The organism is Nonomuraea sp. NPDC005692 (genome assembly GCF_040631115.1).
Classification (GTDB): Bacteria; Actinomycetota; Actinomycetes; order Streptosporangiales; family Streptosporangiaceae; genus Nonomuraea.
Genome location: NZ_JBEXYU010000002.1, coordinates 567948 through 587650, shown reverse-complemented (window position 1 = coordinate 587650; position 19703 = coordinate 567948). Strand labels below are relative to the sequence as shown.

The 19703-nt window shown below is 70.1% G+C and carries 27 protein-coding genes; 13 read left to right on the top strand and 14 right to left on the bottom strand.

Annotated features, from left to right (window positions below):
- The first annotated feature begins 417 nt into the window (after positions 1 to 417).
- Positions 418 to 1152: a class I SAM-dependent methyltransferase gene (locus tag ABZ459_RS07815; RefSeq protein ID WP_357967237.1), complete on the top strand. Its 735-nt coding sequence runs from the start codon at positions 418 to 420 to the stop codon at positions 1150 to 1152.
- Positions 1153 to 1259: 107 nt separating this feature from the next.
- Positions 1260 to 1505: an NIPSNAP family protein gene (locus tag ABZ459_RS07810; protein ID WP_357967236.1), complete on the top strand. Its 246-nt coding sequence runs from the start codon at positions 1260 to 1262 to the stop codon at positions 1503 to 1505.
- Between the two features lie 145 nt (positions 1506 to 1650).
- Here ABZ459_RS07810 and cysS read toward each other — a convergent pair whose 3' ends face one another.
- Positions 1651 to 3042 (bottom strand): cysteine--tRNA ligase, encoded by a 1392-nt coding sequence (cysS, locus tag ABZ459_RS07805; protein WP_357967234.1) that lies wholly within the window; start codon positions 3040 to 3042, stop codon positions 1651 to 1653.
- Between the two features lie 43 nt (positions 3043 to 3085).
- Entirely contained in the window at positions 3086 to 3472 is a 387-nt protein-coding gene (locus ABZ459_RS07800) for a PPOX class F420-dependent oxidoreductase (protein ID WP_357967232.1), read from the bottom strand.
- A 59-nt stretch (positions 3473 to 3531) separates the two neighbouring features.
- Here ABZ459_RS07800 and ABZ459_RS07795 point away from each other — a divergent pair, with 59 nt between their 5' ends.
- Complete coding sequence (locus ABZ459_RS07795; protein ID WP_357967230.1) at positions 3532 to 4536, top strand: DUF2637 domain-containing protein; 1005 nt, start codon at positions 3532 to 3534, stop codon at positions 4534 to 4536.
- 92 nt (positions 4537 to 4628) lie between these two features.
- Here ABZ459_RS07795 and ABZ459_RS07790 read toward each other — a convergent pair whose 3' ends face one another.
- The 4 genes from ABZ459_RS07790 to ABZ459_RS07775 all read right to left on the bottom strand — a co-directional run bounded on the left by ABZ459_RS07790 (position 4629) and on the right by ABZ459_RS07775 (position 6442).
- Positions 4629 to 4898: a GlsB/YeaQ/YmgE family stress response membrane protein gene (locus ABZ459_RS07790; RefSeq protein WP_352322341.1), complete on the bottom strand. Its 270-nt coding sequence runs from the start codon at positions 4896 to 4898 to the stop codon at positions 4629 to 4631.
- Positions 4899 to 4996: 98 nt separating this feature from the next.
- Entirely contained in the window at positions 4997 to 5284 is a 288-nt protein-coding gene (locus ABZ459_RS07785) for a GlsB/YeaQ/YmgE family stress response membrane protein (RefSeq protein WP_357967227.1), read from the bottom strand.
- Between the two features lie 187 nt (positions 5285 to 5471).
- Entirely contained in the window at positions 5472 to 5942 is a 471-nt protein-coding gene (gene ispF, locus ABZ459_RS07780) for a 2-C-methyl-D-erythritol 2,4-cyclodiphosphate synthase (protein ID WP_357967224.1), read from the bottom strand.
- A gap of 17 nt (positions 5943 to 5959) precedes the next feature.
- Positions 5960 to 6442: a CarD family transcriptional regulator gene (locus ABZ459_RS07775; protein WP_043624891.1), complete on the bottom strand. Its 483-nt coding sequence runs from the start codon at positions 6440 to 6442 to the stop codon at positions 5960 to 5962.
- 251 nt (positions 6443 to 6693) lie between these two features.
- On the opposite strand from ABZ459_RS07775, the gene ABZ459_RS07770 reads away from it, so the two are divergent.
- The gene (locus tag ABZ459_RS07770; protein WP_357967221.1) at positions 6694 to 7275 is read left to right on the top strand and encodes a copper chaperone PCu(A)C; all 582 of its coding nucleotides are present in this window, start codon (positions 6694 to 6696) and stop codon (positions 7273 to 7275) included.
- Between the two features lie 55 nt (positions 7276 to 7330).
- Here ABZ459_RS07770 and ABZ459_RS07765 read toward each other — a convergent pair whose 3' ends face one another.
- Together ABZ459_RS07765 and ABZ459_RS07760 are read right to left on the bottom strand one after the other, a co-directional pair.
- Positions 7331 to 8023 (bottom strand): response regulator transcription factor, encoded by a 693-nt coding sequence (locus ABZ459_RS07765; protein ID WP_195898926.1) that lies wholly within the window; start codon positions 8021 to 8023, stop codon positions 7331 to 7333.
- Entirely contained in the window at positions 8020 to 9201 is a 1182-nt protein-coding gene (locus ABZ459_RS07760; protein ID WP_357967218.1) for an ATP-binding protein, read from the bottom strand. Before ABZ459_RS07760 ends, ABZ459_RS07765 begins: the two co-directional genes overlap by 4 nt.
- Positions 9202 to 9324: 123 nt before the next feature.
- On the opposite strand from ABZ459_RS07760, the gene phoU reads away from it, so the two are divergent.
- Both phoU and ABZ459_RS07750 read left to right on the top strand, forming a co-directional pair.
- The gene (gene phoU, locus ABZ459_RS07755; protein ID WP_357967216.1) at positions 9325 to 9969 is read left to right on the top strand and encodes a phosphate signaling complex protein PhoU; all 645 of its coding nucleotides are present in this window, start codon (positions 9325 to 9327) and stop codon (positions 9967 to 9969) included.
- Between the two features lie 203 nt (positions 9970 to 10172).
- Positions 10173 to 10910: a methyltransferase domain-containing protein gene (locus tag ABZ459_RS07750; protein WP_357967213.1), complete on the top strand. Its 738-nt coding sequence runs from the start codon at positions 10173 to 10175 to the stop codon at positions 10908 to 10910.
- 32 nt (positions 10911 to 10942) lie between these two features.
- On the opposite strand, the gene ABZ459_RS07745 is transcribed toward ABZ459_RS07750, so the two are convergent.
- From ABZ459_RS07745 to mshA, 4 genes are all read right to left on the bottom strand, one after another.
- Positions 10943 to 11149 carry a hypothetical protein gene (locus ABZ459_RS07745; RefSeq protein ID WP_357967210.1) on the bottom strand — a complete coding sequence of 69 codons (207 nt, stop codon included), beginning with the start codon at positions 11147 to 11149 and terminating at the stop codon, positions 10943 to 10945.
- 366 nt (positions 11150 to 11515) lie between these two features.
- On the bottom strand, positions 11516 to 12259 hold the full coding sequence (locus ABZ459_RS07740) for a phosphoglyceromutase (protein ID WP_357967207.1): 744 nt from the start codon (positions 12257 to 12259) through the stop codon (positions 11516 to 11518).
- A 39-nt stretch (positions 12260 to 12298) separates the two neighbouring features.
- A complete protein-coding gene (locus tag ABZ459_RS07735) occupies positions 12299 to 12778 on the bottom strand; it encodes a YbjN domain-containing protein (protein WP_357967206.1) in 480 nt (159 codons plus the stop codon).
- 42 nt (positions 12779 to 12820) lie between these two features.
- On the bottom strand, positions 12821 to 14098 hold the full coding sequence (mshA, locus tag ABZ459_RS07730) for a D-inositol-3-phosphate glycosyltransferase (protein ID WP_357967203.1): 1278 nt from the start codon (positions 14096 to 14098) through the stop codon (positions 12821 to 12823).
- 94 nt (positions 14099 to 14192) lie between these two features.
- On the opposite strand from mshA, the gene ABZ459_RS07725 reads away from it, so the two are divergent.
- Together ABZ459_RS07725 and ABZ459_RS07720 are read left to right on the top strand one after the other, a co-directional pair.
- A complete protein-coding gene (locus ABZ459_RS07725; RefSeq protein ID WP_357967201.1) occupies positions 14193 to 14939 on the top strand; it encodes an SDR family NAD(P)-dependent oxidoreductase in 747 nt (248 codons plus the stop codon).
- 5 nt (positions 14940 to 14944) lie between these two features.
- Positions 14945 to 15736 carry a class I SAM-dependent methyltransferase gene (locus tag ABZ459_RS07720; protein ID WP_357967199.1) on the top strand — a complete coding sequence of 264 codons (792 nt, stop codon included), beginning with the start codon at positions 14945 to 14947 and terminating at the stop codon, positions 15734 to 15736.
- 8 nt (positions 15737 to 15744) lie between these two features.
- Here the strand turns inward: ABZ459_RS07720 and ABZ459_RS07715 are convergent, their stop codons facing one another.
- A complete protein-coding gene (locus tag ABZ459_RS07715) occupies positions 15745 to 16254 on the bottom strand; it encodes an O-acetyl-ADP-ribose deacetylase (protein ID WP_357967196.1) in 510 nt (169 codons plus the stop codon).
- A gap of 88 nt (positions 16255 to 16342) precedes the next feature.
- Here ABZ459_RS07715 and ABZ459_RS07710 point away from each other — a divergent pair, with 88 nt between their 5' ends.
- The 5 genes from ABZ459_RS07710 to ABZ459_RS07690 all read left to right on the top strand — a co-directional run bounded on the left by ABZ459_RS07710 (position 16343) and on the right by ABZ459_RS07690 (position 19055).
- Complete coding sequence (locus ABZ459_RS07710; protein WP_352319711.1) at positions 16343 to 16699, top strand: BlaI/MecI/CopY family transcriptional regulator; 357 nt, start codon at positions 16343 to 16345, stop codon at positions 16697 to 16699.
- Positions 16696 to 17601, top strand: a complete 906-nt coding sequence (locus ABZ459_RS07705; RefSeq protein ID WP_357967193.1) for a M56 family metallopeptidase — start codon at positions 16696 to 16698, stop codon at positions 17599 to 17601. The genes ABZ459_RS07710 and ABZ459_RS07705 overlap by 4 nt, the downstream gene beginning before the upstream one ends.
- Positions 17602 to 17662: 61 nt before the next feature.
- Complete coding sequence (locus tag ABZ459_RS07700) at positions 17663 to 18157, top strand: helix-turn-helix transcriptional regulator (RefSeq protein ID WP_352355473.1); 495 nt, start codon at positions 17663 to 17665, stop codon at positions 18155 to 18157.
- A gap of 3 nt (positions 18158 to 18160) precedes the next feature.
- Entirely contained in the window at positions 18161 to 18571 is a 411-nt protein-coding gene (locus tag ABZ459_RS07695) for a hypothetical protein (protein WP_357967190.1), read from the top strand.
- A gap of 118 nt (positions 18572 to 18689) precedes the next feature.
- Positions 18690 to 19055: a DUF2516 family protein gene (locus ABZ459_RS07690; RefSeq protein ID WP_357967187.1), complete on the top strand. Its 366-nt coding sequence runs from the start codon at positions 18690 to 18692 to the stop codon at positions 19053 to 19055.
- A 16-nt stretch (positions 19056 to 19071) separates the two neighbouring features.
- Here ABZ459_RS07690 and ABZ459_RS07685 read toward each other — a convergent pair whose 3' ends face one another.
- On the bottom strand, positions 19072 to 19680 hold the full coding sequence (locus ABZ459_RS07685) for an SGNH/GDSL hydrolase family protein (RefSeq protein WP_357967185.1): 609 nt from the start codon (positions 19678 to 19680) through the stop codon (positions 19072 to 19074).
- Positions 19681 to 19703 lie beyond the last annotated feature (23 nt).

Below are 19703 nucleotides of genomic sequence, written 5' to 3'. Positions count from 1 at the left end.
CCTGGAAGAGCGGCCCCCGGAACAGGGCTCTCTGGAAGAGCGGCCCCCGGAAGAACGGTCGCTAAAAGATGCGGTAGAGCGCGGTCTCAGGAAGACCCGCATGCTCGGAGACGCTTCGGGAGCACAGGATGTTCGCCCTACACGACCGACCGCGGCACGCCCGGCGAGCCGCCTGCCCTCCCCCGGAGCGCACGTAGCGCCCCGCCCACAACCTCACCGAGGCGTCCTGCGCGAGCACATCACCACAAAACCTCACCAAGCCGCACGCGAAGCCGCGGCCCGGTGCATCGCGTCGACCGCACGCCCGCCCGCACTCTCCCGGCACAGCACAGCGCAAAAGCCGTCCACCTCCATACGCCCCAGACAAATCCACAAGCTCCCACCACCCACCCCTAAGGCCGGTTATGGTCCTTGGCCATGACTGAGTCCGCCTACCTCCACGCCACCCGAACGGCCTACGACACCGTCGCCCCCGAGTACGCCGAACTACTCAGAAACGAACTCGACACCAAGCCCCTGGACCGGGCCATGCTGGCGGCCTTCGCAGAACTCGTACAGGGACCGGATGGCGGAGAGGGGGCCGATCTGGGCTGCGGACCGGGCCGTGTCACCGCCCACCTCCACTCCCTCGGGGTGAACGCCTTCGGCATCGACCTGTCCCCGAGGATGATCGACGTCGCCCGCCAGAGCCACCCCGGCCTGCGCTTCGAAGTGGGCTCGATGACCGCGCTAGACCTGGCGGACGCGTCCCTGGCCGGCGCCGTCGCGTGGTACTCCACCGTCCACACCCCGCCGGAGCTCCTGCCGACGGTGTTCGCCGAGATCCACCGGGTGCTGGCGCCGGGCGGCCACATGTTGCTCGCGTTCAAGGTCGGCGACGAACGCCGCCACCTCAGCCAGGGCTACGGTCACAAGCTCTCGCTGGACGTCTACTGGACTCCCCCGGAACACATCGCCGAGCTCCTCGCCAAGGCCGGACTGTCCCTGGACGCCCAGCTCATCCGCGAGCCCGACGAGACCGAGAGACCCCGCTCAGGCCGCCAGGCCTTCTTCCTGGCCCACAAACCGACCCACAAACCGACCGGCGGACCAACCGGCACACCGACCCACAAAGCAGCCGAGAAGCCGAAAGCCCCCGAATCCGACTCCTAGGGCCCTCATACAGGGCCCCGAAAACGGAACCCCCTCACTGACGAAGGATGTCAGCGACCACCGGATAACGTGCCAGCCGCCCAGCACTTCCCCGAAGGAGCAGCCGCATGATCCTGGAGATCCGCACCTACCGCCTCAAACCCGGCACCCGCGAAGACTTCCTCCGGATCATGCGCGAAGAAGCCCTCCCCCTCCTGGCGAAGGCCGGCATCGACGTGGTGAGCAGCGGCGCCTCCCTCGTGGACGAGGACGGCCACGAGGAGGCGTACCTGATCCGCGCGTTCCCCTCGAAAGAGACCCGCGACGAGCAGGAGGACGCCTTCTACACCAGCCCGGCACCGGGGCCCGCGTGAGGGCATCGTCTCGCGCATCGACGGCTACCACACGATCGTGATCGAGGCCCCCGACACCGCCGTCGCGGCCCTCCGCGGCTGACGGCGGGCGCACAAGGAGCCCGCCGTCGCTCAGGAGCGGCGAAAGGTCAGAAGTGGCGGAAGGTCAGCGGGCCAGCTCCCAGCGGGCCCCGTGCGGCGTGTCCTCGACCGTGATGCCCGCCGCGGCGAGCTGGTCGCGGATCGCGTCGGCCGCCGCGTAGTCCTTACGGGCCCGCGCGGCCTTGCGCTGCTCCAGAGCCACCGCCACCAACGCGTCGACCACCGGCGACAGGTCGGAGCCGCCACCGCGCCACTGCGGCGAGCGAGGGTCGAGGCCGAGCACGTCGAGCATGTTCTGGGTCTCGGCGAGCAGCCGCGCGATGGCCTCCTTGTCGCCCCGCGACAGCGCCACGTTGCCCTCGCGCACCACCTCATGCACCACGGCGAGCGCCTGCGGCGTGCCGAGGTCGTCGTCGAGCGCGTCGGCGAACGCCTGCGGAAGGGGCGCGTCGGCGTCGACGTCGTGGATCACCTCGGCGGCGCGGGTGACGAAGCCCTCGATCCGCTGGTAGGCCGCCGCCGCCTCCAGCAGCGCCTCCTCGGAGTACTCGATCGAGGAACGGTAGTGCGGCGCGGCCAGGTAGTAGCGCAGCTCCACCGGGCGCACCTTCTGCACCATCTCGGGGATCAGCAGCGAGTTGCCGAGCGACTTGCTCATCTTCTCGGCGCCGATCTTGAGCATGCCGTTGTGCATCCAGTAGCGGGCGAAGCCGTCGCCGGCGGCCTGCGACTGGGCGATCTCGTTCTCGTGGTGGGGGAAGATCAGGTCGATGCCGCCGCCGTGGATGTCGAACGTCGGCCCCAGGTATTTGGTGGCCATCGCCGAGCACTCCAGGTGCCAGCCGGGACGCCCGAGCCCCCACGGCGTGGGCCAGGTCGGCTCGCCCGGCTTGGCGCCCTTCCACAGGGCGAAGTCGCGCGGGTCTCGCTTGAGCGACTCGTCGTCGGTGTCGGCCGCGGCCCGCATGTTCTCCAGCTTCTGGTTGGAGAGCTTGCCATAGTGGTCGACGTAGGACTGGACGCTGAAGTAGACGTCGCCGCCCGAGGCGTAGGCGTGGCCGCGCTCGATCAGCCGCTCCATCAGCGTGATCATCTCGGGCACGTGGCCGGTCGCCCGCGGCTCGACGGTGGGCGGCAGGCAGCCGAGCGTGTCGTAGGCCCAGGTGAAGGCACGCTGGTTGCGCTCGGCGATCACGAACCACGGCACGTCCTCCGCGGCCGACACCCTGATGATCTTGTCATCGATGTCGGTGACGTTGCGGCAGAACGTCACGTCGTAGCCGGAACGCGTGAGCCAGCGCCTGAGCACGTCGAAGTTCACGCCTGAGCGGATGTGCCCGATGTGCGGAGGAGCCTGCACGGTCGCCCCACACAGGTAAATCGACGCCCGGCCGGCTTCGACCGGAACGAATTCACGGGTGGCGCGCGTGCTGGTGTCGTAGATGTGCAGGCTCACAAAGGCAAGGCTAACGCCTCGGAGGCTCTCGTAGGCCGATTACTCAGCCTCGCACCGTGACCTTGTCGGGACGGATCCGGATGATCAGACGCTCGGTGCCCGGCTTGTCCTCCCAAGGCTCGCCTGTGTACTTCTGGGCCAGCTCCTGGATCAACGCGCCCTCGGGGTCCTCCTCGATCGTCACCCGGCCGCGCACCTCGACGTAGCGGTCCGGGCTCTTCGGGTCGATGACCAGCAGACTCGTCCGCGGGTCGCGCTCGAAGTTACGCGGCTTCACCCGCCCCCGGACGGTCGAGAACAGCACGTCGTCGCCGTCCGTGTGCACCCACACCACGGTCGACTGGGGTCCGCCGTCGGGGTTGATGCTGGTCACCGTCGCATGATTCGGGGCATCCAGGAGTTCGCGGGCTTCTTCCGGCAGCTCGGGCATGTGTCTCCCTCGATCGGTCGTGATCCCCATTCTTCTGTAGTCTCGAAGGCGCCATGGACGTGACTCCCCCCTCTACGCTCCGTCGCCTGGGCATCGCCCTGGCCGGGCTCGCGGTGGCCGCTCTGACCGGAGCCGCCTGCGCGCTGTCCTTCGACGATCTGCGCGCGCTGGCCGTCACCGGCGAGGCGCGGCAGGACCTCGCCTTCCTCTATCCGGCCGCCTTCGACGCGCTGCTCGTGGTCGCGCTGCTCGGCGTGCTGCTGCTGCGCCCCGCCCGGCCGCTGGTGCGGGCACAGGCCGCCACCGTGCTGGTCCTGCTCATCGTGGCCGCCGCGGCGGCCAACGTGGCGACCGCGCTGCGGTTCACCTTCGACGCGCGCCAGGTGGCCGTGGGCGTGGCTCTGGCGCCCTGGGTCATGCTGGCCCTGGCCCTGTGGCTCTGGCTGCTGCTGATCAAGCACGTCCAGGCCCACCGGGGCGCGGCGCGCGAGGAGGACGACGACGAGCTCGTGCCCTTCCATCCGGGCCGCGCGGCCGACACGCCGCCGCCGCTCGTGACCGAGGCGCCCCCGCCGGTGCTGGAGTCCACGCCGCTGGTGGGGCCCACCGCCGCGCCGGAGACGCCGCCGGTCCCGGCCCAGGTGTCCGAGTGGCAGGCCGTACCGCAAGAGCAGGAACCCGAGCCGGAACCGGCCCCAGAGCCCGAACCGGAGCCGGAACCGGAACCCGAGCCAAAACCGGAGCCCGAGCCGGAACCCGAGCCCGAGCCCGAGCCGGAACCCGAGCCGTTGAGGCGGCCGGTGCGGTGGGGCGACCGGGTCAAGCCGACCGACGTCCTGGTCCACCCCCGGACCGACACCCGGGCCACCGACACCCGTGACGTCGACACCCAGCCCGTCCCCGTCATCGAGGACGACCGCAGGAGCCACCCCACCGCCGACGAGCCCCGGACGCGCCAGAGCGACTCTGAGGACACCGCGCCCCACCCGGTGATCCACGAGGACACCCAGGCCCCGTCCGGCCGCCTGCGCAGCACTCCGCGCCCGCCGGACCCCGAGGAATAGCGGCCACCCCGCGAACAAACGAGAGGCCCGTCCGGGATGATCCCGGACGGGCCGTTTCGTGTGCGTCTATCTCGTCTACACCCCTGGCGCCGCTAGACCCTGGAGCCGCGGCGTAGGCCGGCGACCAGGCCGACACCGACGATCGCCAGGACGACCTGCATCACGAGCTCGATCCAGTCGATGCCGGGGGTCGTCTCGACGCCGAGCACCTGGGCGATGAGCGTGCCCAGCAGGGCGGCGACGATGCCGACGACGATGGTGAGGATCCACCCGATGGCCTGCCTGCCGGGCAGCAGCAGGCGACCGATTGCGCCAATGACGGCGCCAATCACGATGGCGCCAAGGATGGACTGAATGGTCATGACACGAAACCTCCCCGTGAGGGTGAGCCGTTCACTCTCACGGGGAGCTTCGCTACCCGATCGCCGGCGATTATGCGCCGACTTTACGAACGAGCAGGTCAGGTCGTGGTTCGGCCGGTTCGTCCACCGCGTCCGGAGCCCATCCGCGTCACAAGGAGCACGCCGACCACGGCCAGCACGAGCTGGAGTATGTGTTCGAGCCAGTCGATGCCCTTGGTGTCGGCCCAGCCGAACGCCTGTGCGATCAGGGTGCCGATCAGGGCGGCCACGATGCCCACGATGAGCGTCAGGCCGATGGACATGTTCTGCCTGCCAGGCACTATCAGCCGGGCCAGCGCACCGACGATGGCGCCGATGACTACTGCGGAAACGATCGCGCCGATCATGTGTAGCTCCCCCCGAGACGTTCACATGTCTTAGATGGGGACATACCCGACACCTGGGGAAACTACCCCCTGAGGAAGGCGGCGGTCCGTACCGCGCCAGTGACGAACCGCCGCCCCCACAGTTGGCGGGTTCGGCGACGACCCGCCGGGACACCCTCACGCATCCCATACATAAGACGCTGAACGCCTACGAAAGGTTGACCACGACGGCCGTGGCGATGGCGGCGATCCCCTCGCCGCGCCCGGTGAGCCCGAGCCCGTCCGTGGTGGTCGCCGAGACGCTCACAGGCGCCCCCACGGCGCCGCTGAGCGCCAGCTCGGCCTCGGTACGCCGAGGAGCCATCTTGGGACGGTTGCCGATCACCTGGACGGCCACGTTGCCGATCTCGAAGCCCGCCGCGCGCACCTGGCGGGCGGTCTCCTCCAGCAGGGTGACCCCGGCAGCCCCCGCCCAGCGCGGGTCCGACGTGCCGAACAGGCCGCCCAGGTCGCCCAGGCCGGCCGCGGACAGCAGCGCGTCGCAGGCGGCATGCGCGGCGACGTCGCCGTCGGAATGGCCGTCGAGCCCGAGCTCGGCCGGCCAGTGGAGGCCGGCGAGGCTGAGCTCACGCCCTGAGTCCATCGAAGCGAACGGGTGGACGTCGACTCCGACGCCCACCCGTGGAAGATTCGTGTTCAGGAGTTGAGAACCTCGTCGAGCAGGGCCTCAGCCTTGTCCTCATTGGTCTTCTCGGCGAGCGCGAGCTCGCTGACGAGGATCTGACGAGCCTTCGCGAGCATACGCTTCTCGCCCGCTGACAGGCCGCGCTCGCGGTCGCGACGCCACAGGTCGCGAACCACCTCCGCAACCTTGTTCACATCACCGGAGGCGAGCTTCTCCAGATTGGCCTTGTAACGGCGCGACCAGTTGGTCGGCTCTTCCGTGTGGGGCATCCGAAGAACATCGAAAACCCGCTCAAGGCCTTCCTGGCCGACAACGTCGCGCACACCGACGAGTTCCGCGTTTTCTGCTGGCACCTGGACGGTAAGGTCGCCCTTGTCGACCTTGAGCACCAGGTAGGTCTTTTCCTCACCCTTGATGGATCGCTTCGTGATTGCTTCGATCCGAGCAGCCCCATGGTGGGGGTAGACGACAGTGTCGCCGACCTGGAAAGTCATGTGACAAGTACCCCTTCCGCTGTACTCCAGGGTACCACGCATCCACAGGCTCCCGGAACAGTGAAAACCTCATAACTGCAGGTCAAAGCCGCATATTGGGGCTTGACAAGTCCTCGACCGTATGAATCGCATTTCCGGACATAGCGAATGACCTGCAGGGGTGCGGATATGACCATGGATTCAGGTGGATATGGTAGGCGCTGCCCAACACCCCATGCGCCATACCGCGCAAGAGCAAGGAGAACCCGCACGTGACCAGCCGTCGCTGGATTGTCGTAGCCGCCGCGTTCTTGGCAGCCCCCGTGCTCGCGGGCTGCGGGGCAGGATTCGACGCCAACACCAACAAGCCGTACGCCCCGAACGAGGCGGTCGCACTCATCGACCAGGGTGCTTATGGCACGCGCGGCATTCACATCCCACAGGCGTTCATCCTCGGCCCCGACTCCGGCGCCCAGCTCCCGTGGCGCGGTTCAGCCCCGATCTACCTGAACATCCTCAACACCGCGGGCGCCGCCGACACGCTCCAGGCCGTCTCGGCGGGCTCGGTCGGGTCCGTGAAGGTCGCCACGCCGATCCAGCTTCCCCCCAACCAGCTCGTCAACACCGGCAAGCCGCAGCCCCAGCTGATGCTGGAGAGCATCTCCACGAGCCTCAGAGGCGGCGAGAGCGTGCGTCTGGACCTCCAGTTCGCCAACGCCGGGACAGTGACCCTGACCGTCCCTGTGGTCACGCGCAGCCGTGAGTTCAAGGACTATCCCCCCGCCCCCAACGCCACCCCGGTCGCCACGCCCTCGGCGTCGGCCACCCCCACGGCCACCGAAGAGGCCCACTGACGGCATGAGAGAACCCTTGTTCTGGTACGAACCCACGTACCAGAACAAGGGTCGTTCACTCCTCGACGGCGTCGAACTTGTAGCCCAGGCCGCGCACGGTGAGGATGCAGCGCGGGTTGGACGGATCCGCCTCGATCTTGGCCCGCAGGCGCTTGACGTGGACGTCGAGCGTCTTGGTGTCGCCCACGTAGTCGGCGCCCCAGACGCGGTCGATGAGCTGGCCGCGGGTGAGCACCCGGCCGGCGTTGCGCAGCAGCACCTCCAGCAGCTCGAACTCCTTCAGCGGCAGCTGCACCTGCTCGCCGCGCACCGCGACGACGTGGCGGTCGACGTCCATTCGCACCGGACCGACGGCCAGGACGGCCGTCTCCAGCTCCTCCACCACGTCGCCCTGACGGCGCAGCACCGCGCGGATGCGGGCCACCAGCTCCCGTGAGGAGAACGGCTTCGTCACATAGTCGTCGGCGCCCAGCTCCAGGCCCACGACCTTGTCGATCTCGCTGTCCTTGGCGGTCAGCATGATGACCGGCACCTTCGAGCGCTGCCGCAGCGAGCGGCACACCTCGGTGCCCGGCAGGCCGGGCAGCATCAGGTCGAGCAGCACGAGGTCGGCGCCGTTGCGGTCGAACGTGTCGAGCGCCTCGGGCCCGGTCGCCGCGACCGACACCTCGAAGCCCTCCTTGCGCAGCATGTAGGACAAGGCGTCGGAGAAGGACTCCTCATCCTCAACCACTAGAACTCTGGTCATTTTGCGGTCTCCAGGGGAATCGAGGGTGGTACTGCCACCGCCGTGCCGCCGAAGGCGGGCAGACGGAGGGTGAAGGTGGAGCCGGAGCCTTCCTTGCTCCAGACGGACACCTCGCCCGCGTGGGCCGCGGCGACGTGCTTGACGATGGCCAGACCGAGCCCGGTGCCGCCGGTCGCCCGTGACCTGGCCGCGTCGACGCGGAAGAAGCGCTCGAAGATGCGCTCCAGAGACTCCTCGGGGATGCCGATGCCCTGGTCGCTGACGCTGATCTCGACGGAGTCGCCGGCCGGACGGACGCTGACCACGACCCGCGTGTGCTCGGGGCTGTAGGCGACGGCGTTGTCGATGAGGTTGCGCAGGGCGGTGACGAGCAGCTCGTCGTCGCCCCAGATGCGCAGCCCCTCCGTGCCGCCGGTGACCAGCGTGATGTCCTTGGCCACCGCCTTGGTGTTGCAGTGGTCGATGGCGTCGTGGACGGCCTCGTCGATGGCGACCTGGCCCGGGGTGGGGATGGGCTCGGCCCCCTGGATCCTGCTCAGCGTGATCAGGTCCTGGACCAGGTAGGTGAGCCGGGCGGCCTCGTGCTGCATGCGCCCGGCGAAGCGGGTGACCGCCTCGGGGTCGTCGGCGGCGTCCTGGATGGTCTCGGCCAACAGGCTCAGCGCGCCCACGGGGGTCTTCAGCTCGTGGCTGACGTTGGCGACGAAGTCGCGGCGCACGGCCTCGACCCTGCGCCGCTCGGTCTGGTCCTCGGCCAGCACCAGCACCTGGCCGTAGGAGCCGAGGGGGGCGACCCGGACGGCGAAGTTCGTCGTCTCCTGACCGAACTTGTGGCCGGCGACGTCGATCTCGCTCTCGCGGATCTCGCCGTCGCGGCGTACCTGTCTTGCCAGTGCGAGCAGCTCCGCGGCCATCAGCCTGTCGCCCTTGACCAGCCCGAACGCGCGCGCGGCCGAGCTGGCGCGCAGCACGCGGTCGTGCGCGTCGAGCACGACGGCGGACGAGGGGAGCACGGCGAGCACGGAGGCCACGCCCTGCGGCAGCGCCGCTCCGGTCTCGACGCCGTCGGCTGAATCGGTCCTCTTCGGAGCCTCGATCTGGTTCCTGTAGAACAGGACCGCCAGGGCTCCCACGACGAACCCGGCCAGGGCCGCGAAGCTCATGGCCATCTCACTCATGCCTCCGATGGTAGGTGGCGAAGTCCAAGGGACAGACCTCTCACCTGCGGATGAACGGCCCTTTCCTGGAAAGTTCATCTCGCAGTAGAGGTTCGTTCATCGAGTGGCACGTACGGTGACGACATGCGCGATGCGTACCATGAAGAACTTGATCTCCTGACGAGCAAGCTGGTCGAGATGACGAGGCTCGTCCGCTCGGCCATCTCCCGTGCCACCACGGCCCTCCTCGACGCCGACCTCCAGCTCGCCGAGAGCGTCATCTCCCGTGACCAGGAGGTGAACGCCATCTTCGCCGACATCGAGTCGTCGATCTTCGAGCTGATGGCCAGGCAGCAGCCGGTCGCGGTGGACCTGCGAATGGTCATCACGGCGCTGCGCATGGGCACCGACCTCGAACGTATGGGCGACCTCGCCGTCCATGTGGCCAAGGTGGCCCGGCTGCGGCACCCCGAGTCGGCGATTCCGCCCGAGACGCGCTCGACCATTGTGGAAATGGGGCAGATCGCCGAGAACCTGGTCACCAAGGCCGGGAGCTGCGTGGCCTCCAGGGACGTGGAGTCGGCGCTTGAGCTGGAAGAGGACGACGACGCGATGGACCGGCTGCACCGGCGGCTGTTCCGCAACATCCTGGCCAAGGACTGGGCGCACGGCGTGGAGCCGGCGATCGACATCACGCTGATCGGCCGGTACTACGAGCGGTACGCCGACCACGCGGTGCGGGTGGCGCGGGACGTCGTCTACCTGGTCACCGGCTCCCGTCCCAGCTGACGGCCTCCCGGGGGGCAGGCTCTTCACCCGGACGCATCGGGCGGCACCTGTCGGGGGGCCGCCCGCTTCGCATGTCCGCGGCCGGGCATCGAGACAATCCGGCGGGACAAACAGTGGCAAACAGCGACAGACGCCCGCCAAGCGCCCTGTCTCCTGGCCAAAAGCGGATGCGGCGACGTCTCCGCATGTGGCAGGCTCCGCCGGTGAATCGTGAACAGATCTCCCGACTCGCCCATGCGGACCATCCGATCGCGGCTCCGCTCGACGACGACTCGGTGCGCCGCCTGCTGGACCGCGCCCTCCCCCAGGGCGACTCGCGCGTGCTCGACCTCGGCTGCGGCGGCGGCGAGTGGCTGCTGCGCGCGCTGGACACGCATCCCAAGCTGCAGGCGGAGGGCGTGGACATCGCCGAGAGCTCGCTGGCGCACGCCCGCGAGCGCGCGGAGGCGCTCGGCGTCCACGACCGGCTCGTCCTCCATCGTGCGGACGCCGCCGAGTTCACCTCCCCGCACGCGTTCGACCTGGTGATCAGCGTCGGGGCGACCCATGCGTTCGGCGGCCTGCTCCCCACGCTCGCCGCGGCGCGCGAGCACCTGGCTCCCGGCGGGCGCGTCCTGGTCGGGGACGGTTTCTGGGCCCGGGAGCCCTCTGCCGAGGCGGTGGAGATGCTGGGCGAGCTCACCGGCCTGCCGGCCCTGATGGACCGCGTCACCGCCGACGGCTGGACGCCGGTGCACGGCCACATCAGCACGCGCCAGGAGCTCGACGACTACGAATGGGCCTGGACGGGCTCGCTGGCTTCCTGGGCTCTGGACAACCCCGACCATCCGGACAGGTGTGAGGCCATCACGACGGCCGACACCCACCGCGCCGAGTGGCTGCGCGTCTACCGGGACGTCTTCGGGTTCGTCACCCTCGTCCTGCGCCCGACGTCCGACTGACGGGCCGTGCCGCCGCGCCACGCCCGGTCACGTCAGGAGGCCGCCTGACGGCTCCTGCACACATGACGCCGCGCCAGCTCGGCCCAGACCGCGGCGGCACGGGCGTACGGGCCCCTGGCGGTCTCCTCGTGGTCCCCTCGCTCGGTGACCCGCCGTACGAAGAACTGCGCCGCCTCGAAACACAGGACGTACTCCTCGCAACAGGACGCTTCGACCACGCGTACGAGCCCGTGCGACACGTGGGGCTCCCACGTCGGCACGTCAGACCGTCCCGCCCGGAACGCGGGCTTCCCTGGCGGACGGAAGGGGGCAGGAGCGCTCAGCTCTGGCAGAGGTGCTCACATCCCCGAAAGCATAGGCACCTCGCCCCAGAACGGCCCACACATTTCGGTGTCCGGCATCAGTGACATGGCTTCCCCACCAACGGCCCCCGTGGATCAGGCGGTTCCCTGGGGTGTGGCCGGACAAGTGCTGTCCTGTGTCCCGCAGGCTTCCACGTGGCGCTGGTCTGCAAGAGGGACGCTGCGCCGCCGGGGAGCGCGAGGAGACGGCAGTCCCCTCGCACACCCGGCGCCGCGCGGAATGCGCCCGAGGGCCTGTGGGGGTCAGCGGCCCTGGTTGGCCACTGCTTCGATGGCGGCCTTGGCGGCCTCCGGGTCGAGGTAGCGCCCGCCCCGCACCTGCGGCCTGAAGTCGGCGTCCAGCTCGTACGCCAGCGGGATCCCCGTAGGGATGTTGAGCCCGGCGATGGCGTCGTCGCTGATGCCGTCGAGGTGCTTGACCAGGGCCCTCAGCGAGTTGCCGTGCGCGGTCACCAGGACCGTGCGCCCCGCGGCCAGGTCGGGGACGATCTCGTCGTACCAGTAGGGGAGCATGCGGTCGACGACGTCCTTCAGGCACTCCGTGCGCGGCATGAGCTCCGGCGGCAGGAGGGCGTAACGGGGGTCGCCGGCCTGGGAGTATTCGTCGTCGTCGGCGATGGGCGGCGGCGGCACGTCGTACGAGCGGCGCCAGAGCATGAACTGCTCGTCGCCGAACTCCTCACGCGTCTGGGCCTTGTTCTTGCCCTGCAGGGCCCCGTAGTGGCGTTCGTTCAGCCGCCAGCTGCGCTTGACCGGGAGCCAGAGCAGGTCGGCCTCGCCCAGGGCGAGCTGGGCCGTCTGGATGGCCCGGGTCAGCAGGCTGGTGTGCAGGACGTCGGGCCGCAGACCGGCCTCCTGCAGGAGCCGGCCGCCGCGCCGGGCCTCGTCCTCGCCCTTGGCCGACAGGCTGACGTCCACCCAACCGGTGAACAGGCCCTTCGCGTTCCAGTCGCTCTCACCGTGCCGTAGCAGCACCAAAGTCGCCATGCGGCCAATCCTATGGCCGCCGCCCGGAGCGCCGGCAGGTCACTGCCCCGGGTCGGCGAAGCGGGCGAAGGCCTGCAGGTTGGCCAGGGATTCGCCGCGCTTGGCACGCCACTCCCACTCCCGCCTGATGGAGGAGGCGAAGCCCAGCTCCAGCGCCCGGTCGAACCAGTCGTCGGCGTACGTGAGCACGCAACCGAGCAGCCGGTCGACCTCCTCCTCGCTGACGGCGGCCAGCGGCACCCGGCCGACGAGGTAGACGTCGCCGACGGGGTCGAGGGAGAAGTGCACGCCGTACATGGCACCGTTCTTGCCGAGGAGCCAGCGGTAGAACTCCTCGTGGTTCTCGTCCGGCTGGCGGCAGAAGAACGCCTCGACGTGCAGCACCCGCTCGCCGACGATCAGCCAGGTCATGGTGGCGAGCTTGTGCTGTCCGGGCAGCTTGACCAGGAACGCCCCGGGCCGCGGCTCGTCGTAGGAGACGTCCGCGGCCTTGAGCGCGGCTTCGACGACATCGCGCATGGGATACAGCTTAGGAGTGCGCGACGTAGGGCTCTGAAGCCGCTAGAAGTTGAGCGCCACGGGCACCTTGTGCAGATTCGCGACGGCGCCCGCGTACACCTCCATGAGCCGGCCCGCCGTCGCCTGCCAGCCGAAGGCGGCCGCGTGCGTACGCGCTCCCCGCGACAACTGCTCACGCCACTCCGGCAGGGTGACCAGGCGGTGCAGGACGCGGGCCCATTCGTCGGGCTCGTGCCCGTCCACCAGCACACCGGAGACCCCGTCGGCGACGGCGGTGCGCAAGCCGCCCACGGCGGCCGCGGCGACCGGCGTCCCGCAGGCCTGCGACTCCAGGGCCACGAGCCCGAACGACTCGCTGTACGACGGCACGACGGTCACGTCCGCCGCCCGGTACCAGTCGGCCAGTTCCTCCTGCGGAGCCGGCGGCACGAGCCGGACGACGTCGGAGATGCCCAGCTCACCGGCCAGTTCGGTGAGGATGGACGGCCGGGCGAGCCCGTTGCCCGACGGCCCGCCGACGCAGGCGACGACCAGCCGGCCGCGCAGCGAGGGGTCGTCGATGAGCATGCGCGAGGCCGCGCGCAGCAGCACGTCCGGCGCCTTGAGCGGCTGGATGCGGCCCACGAACAGCAGCACGCGGGCGTCCTGCGGCAGGCCGAGCCGCTGCCGGGCGGCGCCCTGCGAGGCGGGCTGGAAGACGGTGAGGTTGACGCCGGGGTTCACGACGGCCACCCGCTGCCGGGCGGCGCCGTACAGGTCGATGAGCTCGCGGGCCTCGTCGGCGGTGTTGGCCACGAGGCGGTCGGCGATCTCCACGACCTGTTCCTCGCCCACCACGCGGGCCTGCGGCTCCGGCTTGTCGTCCTGGGCGAGCAGCAGGTTCTTGACCTTGGCCATGGTGTGCATGGTGTGCACGAGCGGCACGCCCCAGCGCTCCTTGGCCAGCCAGCCGACCTGCCCGGACAGCCAGTAGTGGGAGTGGATGACGTCGTAGCGGCCGGGGTCGTACATGGCCTCGGTGCGCAGCACCTCCGACAGGAAGGCGCAGAGCTGCCCGGGCAGGTCCGCGCGGTCCATCTCCTCGTACGGCCCTGCCGTCAGGTGACGTACCAGGACGCCTGGGGCGAGTTCGGCCACGGGCGGCTGGTCGCGGGCGGTGGCCCTGGTGAAGATCTCCACCTCCACGCCGAGTTGTGCCAGTCTCCTGGCCGACTCGACGATGTACACGTTCATCCCACCGGCGTCGCCCGTGCCGGGCTGGTCCAATGGCGATGTGTGCATGCTGATGGTCGCGACCCGGCTGACCCGTCGTCGCCTCACTCGACATCACCTCCAAGCGGAATACAACTATCCAGATTTTTTCGACATTCCCTGCCGCGGTTCGCACCGCGTCCGCCCTGGCAGGATGAGGGGCATGCAGAGAACGGCAGTGGTGACCGGTGCGAGCGGCGGGATCGGCGAGGCGACCGCGCGGCGGCTCGCCGCTGAAGGTTACGCGGTGGTGGCGGGCGCACGGCGCCGCGACCGGCTGGACAAGCTGGCCGCGGAGGTGCCCTCGATCAGGCCGGTGACGCTCGACGTGACCTCTCAGGAGTCGGTCGACGCGCTGGTGGGCTCGCTCGACCGCTGCGACGTGCTGGTCAACAACGCCGGTGGCGCGCTCGGCGTGGAATCGGTCACGGACGGCCTTCTGGACGACTGGCAGCAGATGTACGACACGAACGTACTCGGCTCCCTACGCATGACCCAGGCGCTGATCCCCAAACTCGTGGCGTCGGGCGACGGCGTCCTGGTGATGCTGACCTCGACCGCCGCCCTGGTCTCCTACGAGGGCGGCGGCGGCTACTGCGCGGCCAAGCACGCCCAGTCCTCGATGGCCGAGACCCTCCGCCTTGAGCTGGTCGGGCAGCCGGTCCGGGTGGTCGAGATCGCGCCGGGCATGGTCAGGAGCGAGGGCTTCGCGGTCACCCGTTTCCGCGGCGACGAGACGGCCGCCGCCCGCGTGTACGAGGGCGTCCCCGACCCGCTGTCCTCCGACGACGTGGCCGACGCCATCGCCTGGTGCGTGACGCGCCCGTCCCACGTCAACATCGACCGCCTGGTGATCAGGCCGCGCGCCCAGGCCGCCCAGCACAAGGTGCACCGCGTCAGCGGTGGCTGAGCCGGATGGCCAGACCGGTCGGCGCGATCACGCGCGGCACGACGTGGCACAACCGGCTGCGCCGGGTCGACCGCTGGACGGCCGCCGTGCACGGCCCGGCCCTGCGCGCCGCCGTCCGCCCGCTCGTCGTCGACCTCGGCTACGGCGCCTCGCACACCACCACGCTCGAGCTGTTCACCCGGCTGCGCGCGGTCGCGCCCGACGTCGAGGTGGTCGGCGTCGAGATCGACCCGGCCAGGGTGGCCCTGGCCAAGCCGTACGAGCGGGAGGGGCTGAGCTTCGCGCTCGGCGGCTTCGAGCTGCCCGTCCCGCGCCCGCCGACGCTGGTCCGCGCCTTCAACGTGCTGCGCCAGTACGGCGAGGCGGAGGCGTGGCACTACTGGGACGTGCTGTGCGGCAAGCTGGCCCCCGGCGGCGTGCTGGTCGAGGGCACCTGCTCCGAGACCGGACGGCGGGCGGTCTGGGTGGGCCTGTCCCCCGACGGCCCGCGCACGCTGACGTTCTCCGCCCGTTTCGACGCCTTCGAGCGGCCTTCCGACCTGGCCGACCGGCTGCCGAAGACCCTCATCCACCGGAACGTGCCGGGTGAGCGCATCCATGCGTTCCTGCGCGACTTCGACCACGCGTGGGCGGTCAGCGCCCCTTACGGGGTGCACGGGCTGCGGCAGCGCTGGCTGGCGTCCGTGCGGCTGCTGGCCGGGCAGTGGCCGGTGGCGGCGCGCCCGCCGCTCGGCGGCCCGGCCAGATGGCGGCTCGGCGAGCTGACCCTGCCCTGGTCGGCGGTGGACCCGCGCTGACAGGCGTCCTAACGGGAGATCTGCGCGAGGAACACCTCGTAGGCGGCGGTGTCGAACAGCACGAACCTGACCTCGTCCACCGATGTCCGGGCCGCGCGCACGGCGGCGACGGCGATGCGGGCGGCGTCGTCGAGCGGCCAGCCGTAGACGCCCGTGGAGATCGCGGGGAAGGCCACCGTCCGCGCGCCCAGCTCGTCGGCCACCCGCAGCGACTCCTGGTGGCAGGCGGCAAGCAGCTCGGAGCGGTCCTGCGACCTGGAGTAGACCGGACCGACCGTGTGGATCACCCAGCGGGCCGGCAGCAGCCCGGCGGTGGTGGCGACGGCCCGGCCGGTCGGCAGGCCCTTGCCGTAATGCCCGGCGCGCAGCCGCCTGCACTCCTCCAGGATCTCCGGCCCGCCGCGGCGGTGGATGGCTCCGTCGACGCCCCCGCCGCCGAGCAGCGAGGAGTTGGCCGCGTTCACGATCGCGTCGGCCCGCTGCTCGGTGATGTCGCCCTGCACCAACGTGACATTCATCTCACCGAGCCTGCCAGGCGGGCTCCCGCGCCGCCACTTGCCGCTCCCGGATGCCAGCTCGACGCCTTGTAGAGCTACCCTGAAGGGCGTGAAGGGTCTTGGCGAGCTTGAGCGCAGCATCATGGACATCCTCTGGGCGGAGCACAACCCGCTGACCGCCCGCGAGGTCGGCAGGCTCATTGCCGATCGCGACCTCGCCCCCACGACGGTGATGACCGTACTCGACCGCCTCACGCGCAAGGGCTTCCTGGAGCGCACCAGGGACGGCCGCGCGTGGCGTTACGAACCGGCCGCGAGCCGTGACGCCTACATCGCCGAGCTTATGCTTGAGGCGTTGGACCTGACGGGCGACCGATCGGCCGCCCTGACCCGCTTCGCCCAGGCCGTGTCGGGCCCGGAGGCGGAGATCCTGCGGAGAGCCCTCACGGAGCTGGAGGAAGAGTGATCACGGCAGCGGTGCTAGCGGCGCTCGCCACGGCGTGCGCGCTCGGCTCCTGGCGTTTCACGACGGCCCGGTGGACCTCCCGTGCCCCGAGGCTCGCCATCATCGTCTGGCAGTCCCTGGGCGTGGCCTGGGGTCTGGCCACCACCGGCGCCATGCTCGCCTACGCGGTCATGCCCTACGACGTGGGCGTGCTGCCGGGGCTGATCGCCTTCGCGCGCGGGGAGACGCCGGTCGAGGCGTGGGACCCGCTGCACGTCCTGGCCATGATCGCCGGTCTCACGTCGCTGGCGGTGCTGGTCGTGGTGCTGCTGACGGCCGGCGTGCAGGCGTTGCGCGCGCGGCGGCGGCATCGCGTGCTGCTCGCGCTGATCTCCCGCGACGATCCCGGCGTGCCGGGGGTTCGGGTGCTCGACCATCCCAGCGCGGCGGCGTACTGCGTGCCGGGGTTGCGTTCGCAGGTCGTGGTCAGCGCGGGCGCGCTCGAGCTGCTGTCGCACGACGAGATGGCGGCCGTGCTGGCGCACGAGGCCGCCCATGTGCGCGAGCGGCACGATCTGGTGCTGCTGCCGTTCGCCGCGCTGCGCCGGGCGCTGCCCTGGTCGAAGGTGGTGGCCGACGCGCAGGCGCAGGTGGAGCTGCTGATCGAGATGGCCGCCGACGACCGCGCCCGCCGCTACTGCTCACCGCGCAGGCTGGCGACGGCGCTGCTCAGGTTCGGTACGGCCGGCGCCATGCCGACCCCGCACGGCATGCTCGGCGTGCACGCGCACAACGTGATGGCCAGGGTGGACCGCCTGATCAAGCCAGGGCCGGAATTGTCAGCATTTGTCCGGTACGGCTACCTCGCCCTCTCTGTGAGCTTGCTCACCACCACTCCCTTCCTGTGGGTCTACCAGCTCTGACTGCTTGCAGGTGTTAGCCGTTCCGTTTGCAATTGCAAGCACGGGACGGCAGACTATGGGTATGGCACTACCCAAGGTCGGCTCGATCGGCGAATACATCCGCGAGCAACGGCAACAGGCGAAGATCTCGCTGCGCCAGCTCGCGCAGGCGGCAGGGGTCTCCAACCCCTACCTGAGCCAGATCGAGCGCGGGCTGCGCAAGCCGAGCGCGGAGATCCTGAACCAGATCGCCAAGGGTCTGCGCATCTCCTCGCAGGCGCTCTACGTGCAGGCCGGCCTCATCGAGGACCGGGAGCCGCCGAGCGACGTGATCACCGCGGTCAACGCCGACACGCTGCTCACCGAGCGGCAGCGCCAGGTGCTGATCGACATCTACGAATCGTTCCGCAAGGAGAACCGCACCGAGGGCGAGCAGACCTCCCAGAACGCCCGCCCTCAGCACGACTCCACCGCGGACGACGAGCCGCCGCTGCCCGAGGAGTATCTCGCCGCGCTTGAGCCCTACGCGGCCTCCCCCGGCAACGGGACCGTCACCCAGGAAACCAAGGAAGGTTAACCCATGACGCTTGCCACCGAGGTCAAGAAGCTCACCGACTCCAAGCCCTTCTACGCCTTCGCCGGCGCCGGCGACTTCGCCGTCGAGAAGCTGCGCGAGCTGCCCGAGCAGCTGCGTCAGCTCCAGTCCCGCCGCTCGGAGCTGGCCAGGGACCTGCCGGAGAAGACCCGCGCGTACGCCGACAAGGCCGAGGGCTTCGTCCGCGAGTTCCCGGACAAGGCCCGCGAGTACGCCGACCAGCTGAGCAACAAGGCCACCGAGGTCTACGAGGACTTCGCCACCCGCGGCCGCAAGGTCGTCAGCAAGACGACCGGCGAGGCCGCCCTTGAGCTGGAGGAGGTGTCGGAGGCCGCCGAGCCGCCCGTCGCCGAGCCCGTCAAGAAGACCACGCGTACCCCTCGGGCCAAGGCCTGAGTGAGCGAACGGGCCCGCCTCTCCGGAGGCGGGCCCGTTTCTCTTCCGGTGCCCGCTTGTCGGGGACGCCTATTAGGCTGGGGCCGATTTCATCGCGGCGTTGGGTGGAGCCAGCAACATGAATATGATCAACGGCGTTTTCAACTTCCTTTTCCTGGTGCTCGCCGCCGTCATCTTCGGCATGTCGATCTACGCGCTGGTGCACGCGGCGCGCGTGCCGACCAACGCGTTCGTCTCGGCGGGCAAGCTGCAGAAGAAGATCTGGGTGCTCATCCTCGCGCTGGCCACCCTGCTCTCCGGCGGCGGCGCGCTGGGCTACTTCAACGACTTCATGCTGATCGGCGGCTTCCGCTTCATCGGCCTCAACGGGCTCGGCCTGTTCTCCATCCTGGCCGTCATCGCCGCCACGATCTACATCGTCGACGTCAAGCCCGCCGTCAAGGGCATGGGCCGCGGCAACAGCGGCCCCTACGGCCCCTGGTAGGCCAGCTCAGGCCGGCTCAGGCCAGCTGCGCCGCCAGCCACGCGGCGATGCGCTCGTGCCCGGCGAACGTGGGATGCACGCCGTCGGGCAGCACCGTCTCCGACGGCCTGCCGGTCACCCATTTCCGGCGCATCGGGTCGAGGAACGGCACGCCCGCGGCGTCCGCCACCTCCGCCAGGGCGTCGCGCACCCGATAGGCCTTGGCCGGGGTGTCCTCCAGCCAGATCGGGCCGACCATCACGACCTTGGTGACCGGCCAGCGGCGGCGCACCTCGGCGAGCAGGGCGGCGGCGGCCTCGCGCACCTGCCCGGTGCTCCAGCGCTGGTCGTTGTGGCCGCCGGAGATGACCAGCACGTCGGGGGCCGGCCGCCAGGCCAGCTCCTCCTCGAACGACCGCCGGAACGTGCGGCCCACCTTGCCCTCGTTGAGATAGCCGGTGCCACCGGCGCCGGCGATCACCGGCTGCCAGCCGAGCAGCCGAGCCGACTCCGAGGCGTAGGTCCGCCAGGGCGGCACCGGGCCGGATCCGACCGTGAAGCTGTCGCCCACGAACATCATCACGGGGACCGCCGGACGGGCCGGCGGGACGGCCTGAGGCGCCCGCTGCGGCGGCGTCCGGGCCACCGCACTAGTACATGCCGAAATCC

What these genes read in the sequence shown, in the direction of transcription:
- ABZ459_RS07775 (WP_043624891.1), bottom strand. Translation starts at nt 6,442, where the DNA reads ATGACTTTCCAGGTCGGCGACACTGTCGTCTACCCCCACCATGGGGCT.
- ABZ459_RS07715 (WP_357967196.1), bottom strand. Translation starts at nt 16,254, where the DNA reads ATGAATGTCACGTTGGTGCAGGGCGACATCACCGAGCAGCGGGCCGAC.
- ABZ459_RS07790 (WP_352322341.1), bottom strand. Translation starts at nt 4,898, where the DNA reads ATGACCATTCAGTCCATCCTTGGCGCCATCGTGATTGGCGCCGTCATT.
- ABZ459_RS07740 (WP_357967207.1), bottom strand. Translation starts at nt 12,259, where the DNA reads ATGGCGACTTTGGTGCTGCTACGGCACGGTGAGAGCGACTGGAACGCG.
- ABZ459_RS07690 (WP_357967187.1), top strand. Translation starts at nt 18,690, where the DNA reads ATGAATATGATCAACGGCGTTTTCAACTTCCTTTTCCTGGTGCTCGCC.
- ABZ459_RS07700 (WP_352355473.1), top strand. Translation starts at nt 17,663, where the DNA reads ATGGCACTACCCAAGGTCGGCTCGATCGGCGAATACATCCGCGAGCAA.
- ABZ459_RS07720 (WP_357967199.1), top strand. Translation starts at nt 14,945, where the DNA reads ATGGCCAGACCGGTCGGCGCGATCACGCGCGGCACGACGTGGCACAAC.
- ABZ459_RS07815 (WP_357967237.1), top strand. Translation starts at nt 418, where the DNA reads ATGACTGAGTCCGCCTACCTCCACGCCACCCGAACGGCCTACGACACC.
- ABZ459_RS07695 (WP_357967190.1), top strand. Translation starts at nt 18,161, where the DNA reads ATGACGCTTGCCACCGAGGTCAAGAAGCTCACCGACTCCAAGCCCTTC.
- ABZ459_RS07785 (WP_357967227.1), bottom strand. Translation starts at nt 5,284, where the DNA reads ATGATCGGCGCGATCGTTTCCGCAGTAGTCATCGGCGCCATCGTCGGT.
- phoU (WP_357967216.1), top strand. Translation starts at nt 9,325, where the DNA reads ATGCGCGATGCGTACCATGAAGAACTTGATCTCCTGACGAGCAAGCTG.
- ABZ459_RS07800 (WP_357967232.1), bottom strand. Translation starts at nt 3,472, where the DNA reads ATGCCCGAGCTGCCGGAAGAAGCCCGCGAACTCCTGGATGCCCCGAAT.
- ABZ459_RS07760 (WP_357967218.1), bottom strand. Translation starts at nt 9,201, where the DNA reads ATGAGTGAGATGGCCATGAGCTTCGCGGCCCTGGCCGGGTTCGTCGTG.
- ABZ459_RS07810 (WP_357967236.1), top strand. Translation starts at nt 1,260, where the DNA reads ATGATCCTGGAGATCCGCACCTACCGCCTCAAACCCGGCACCCGCGAA.
- ABZ459_RS07735 (WP_357967206.1), bottom strand. Translation starts at nt 12,778, where the DNA reads ATGCGCGATGTCGTCGAAGCCGCGCTCAAGGCCGCGGACGTCTCCTAC.
- ABZ459_RS07725 (WP_357967201.1), top strand. Translation starts at nt 14,193, where the DNA reads ATGCAGAGAACGGCAGTGGTGACCGGTGCGAGCGGCGGGATCGGCGAG.
- ABZ459_RS07765 (WP_195898926.1), bottom strand. Translation starts at nt 8,023, where the DNA reads ATGACCAGAGTTCTAGTGGTTGAGGATGAGGAGTCCTTCTCCGACGCC.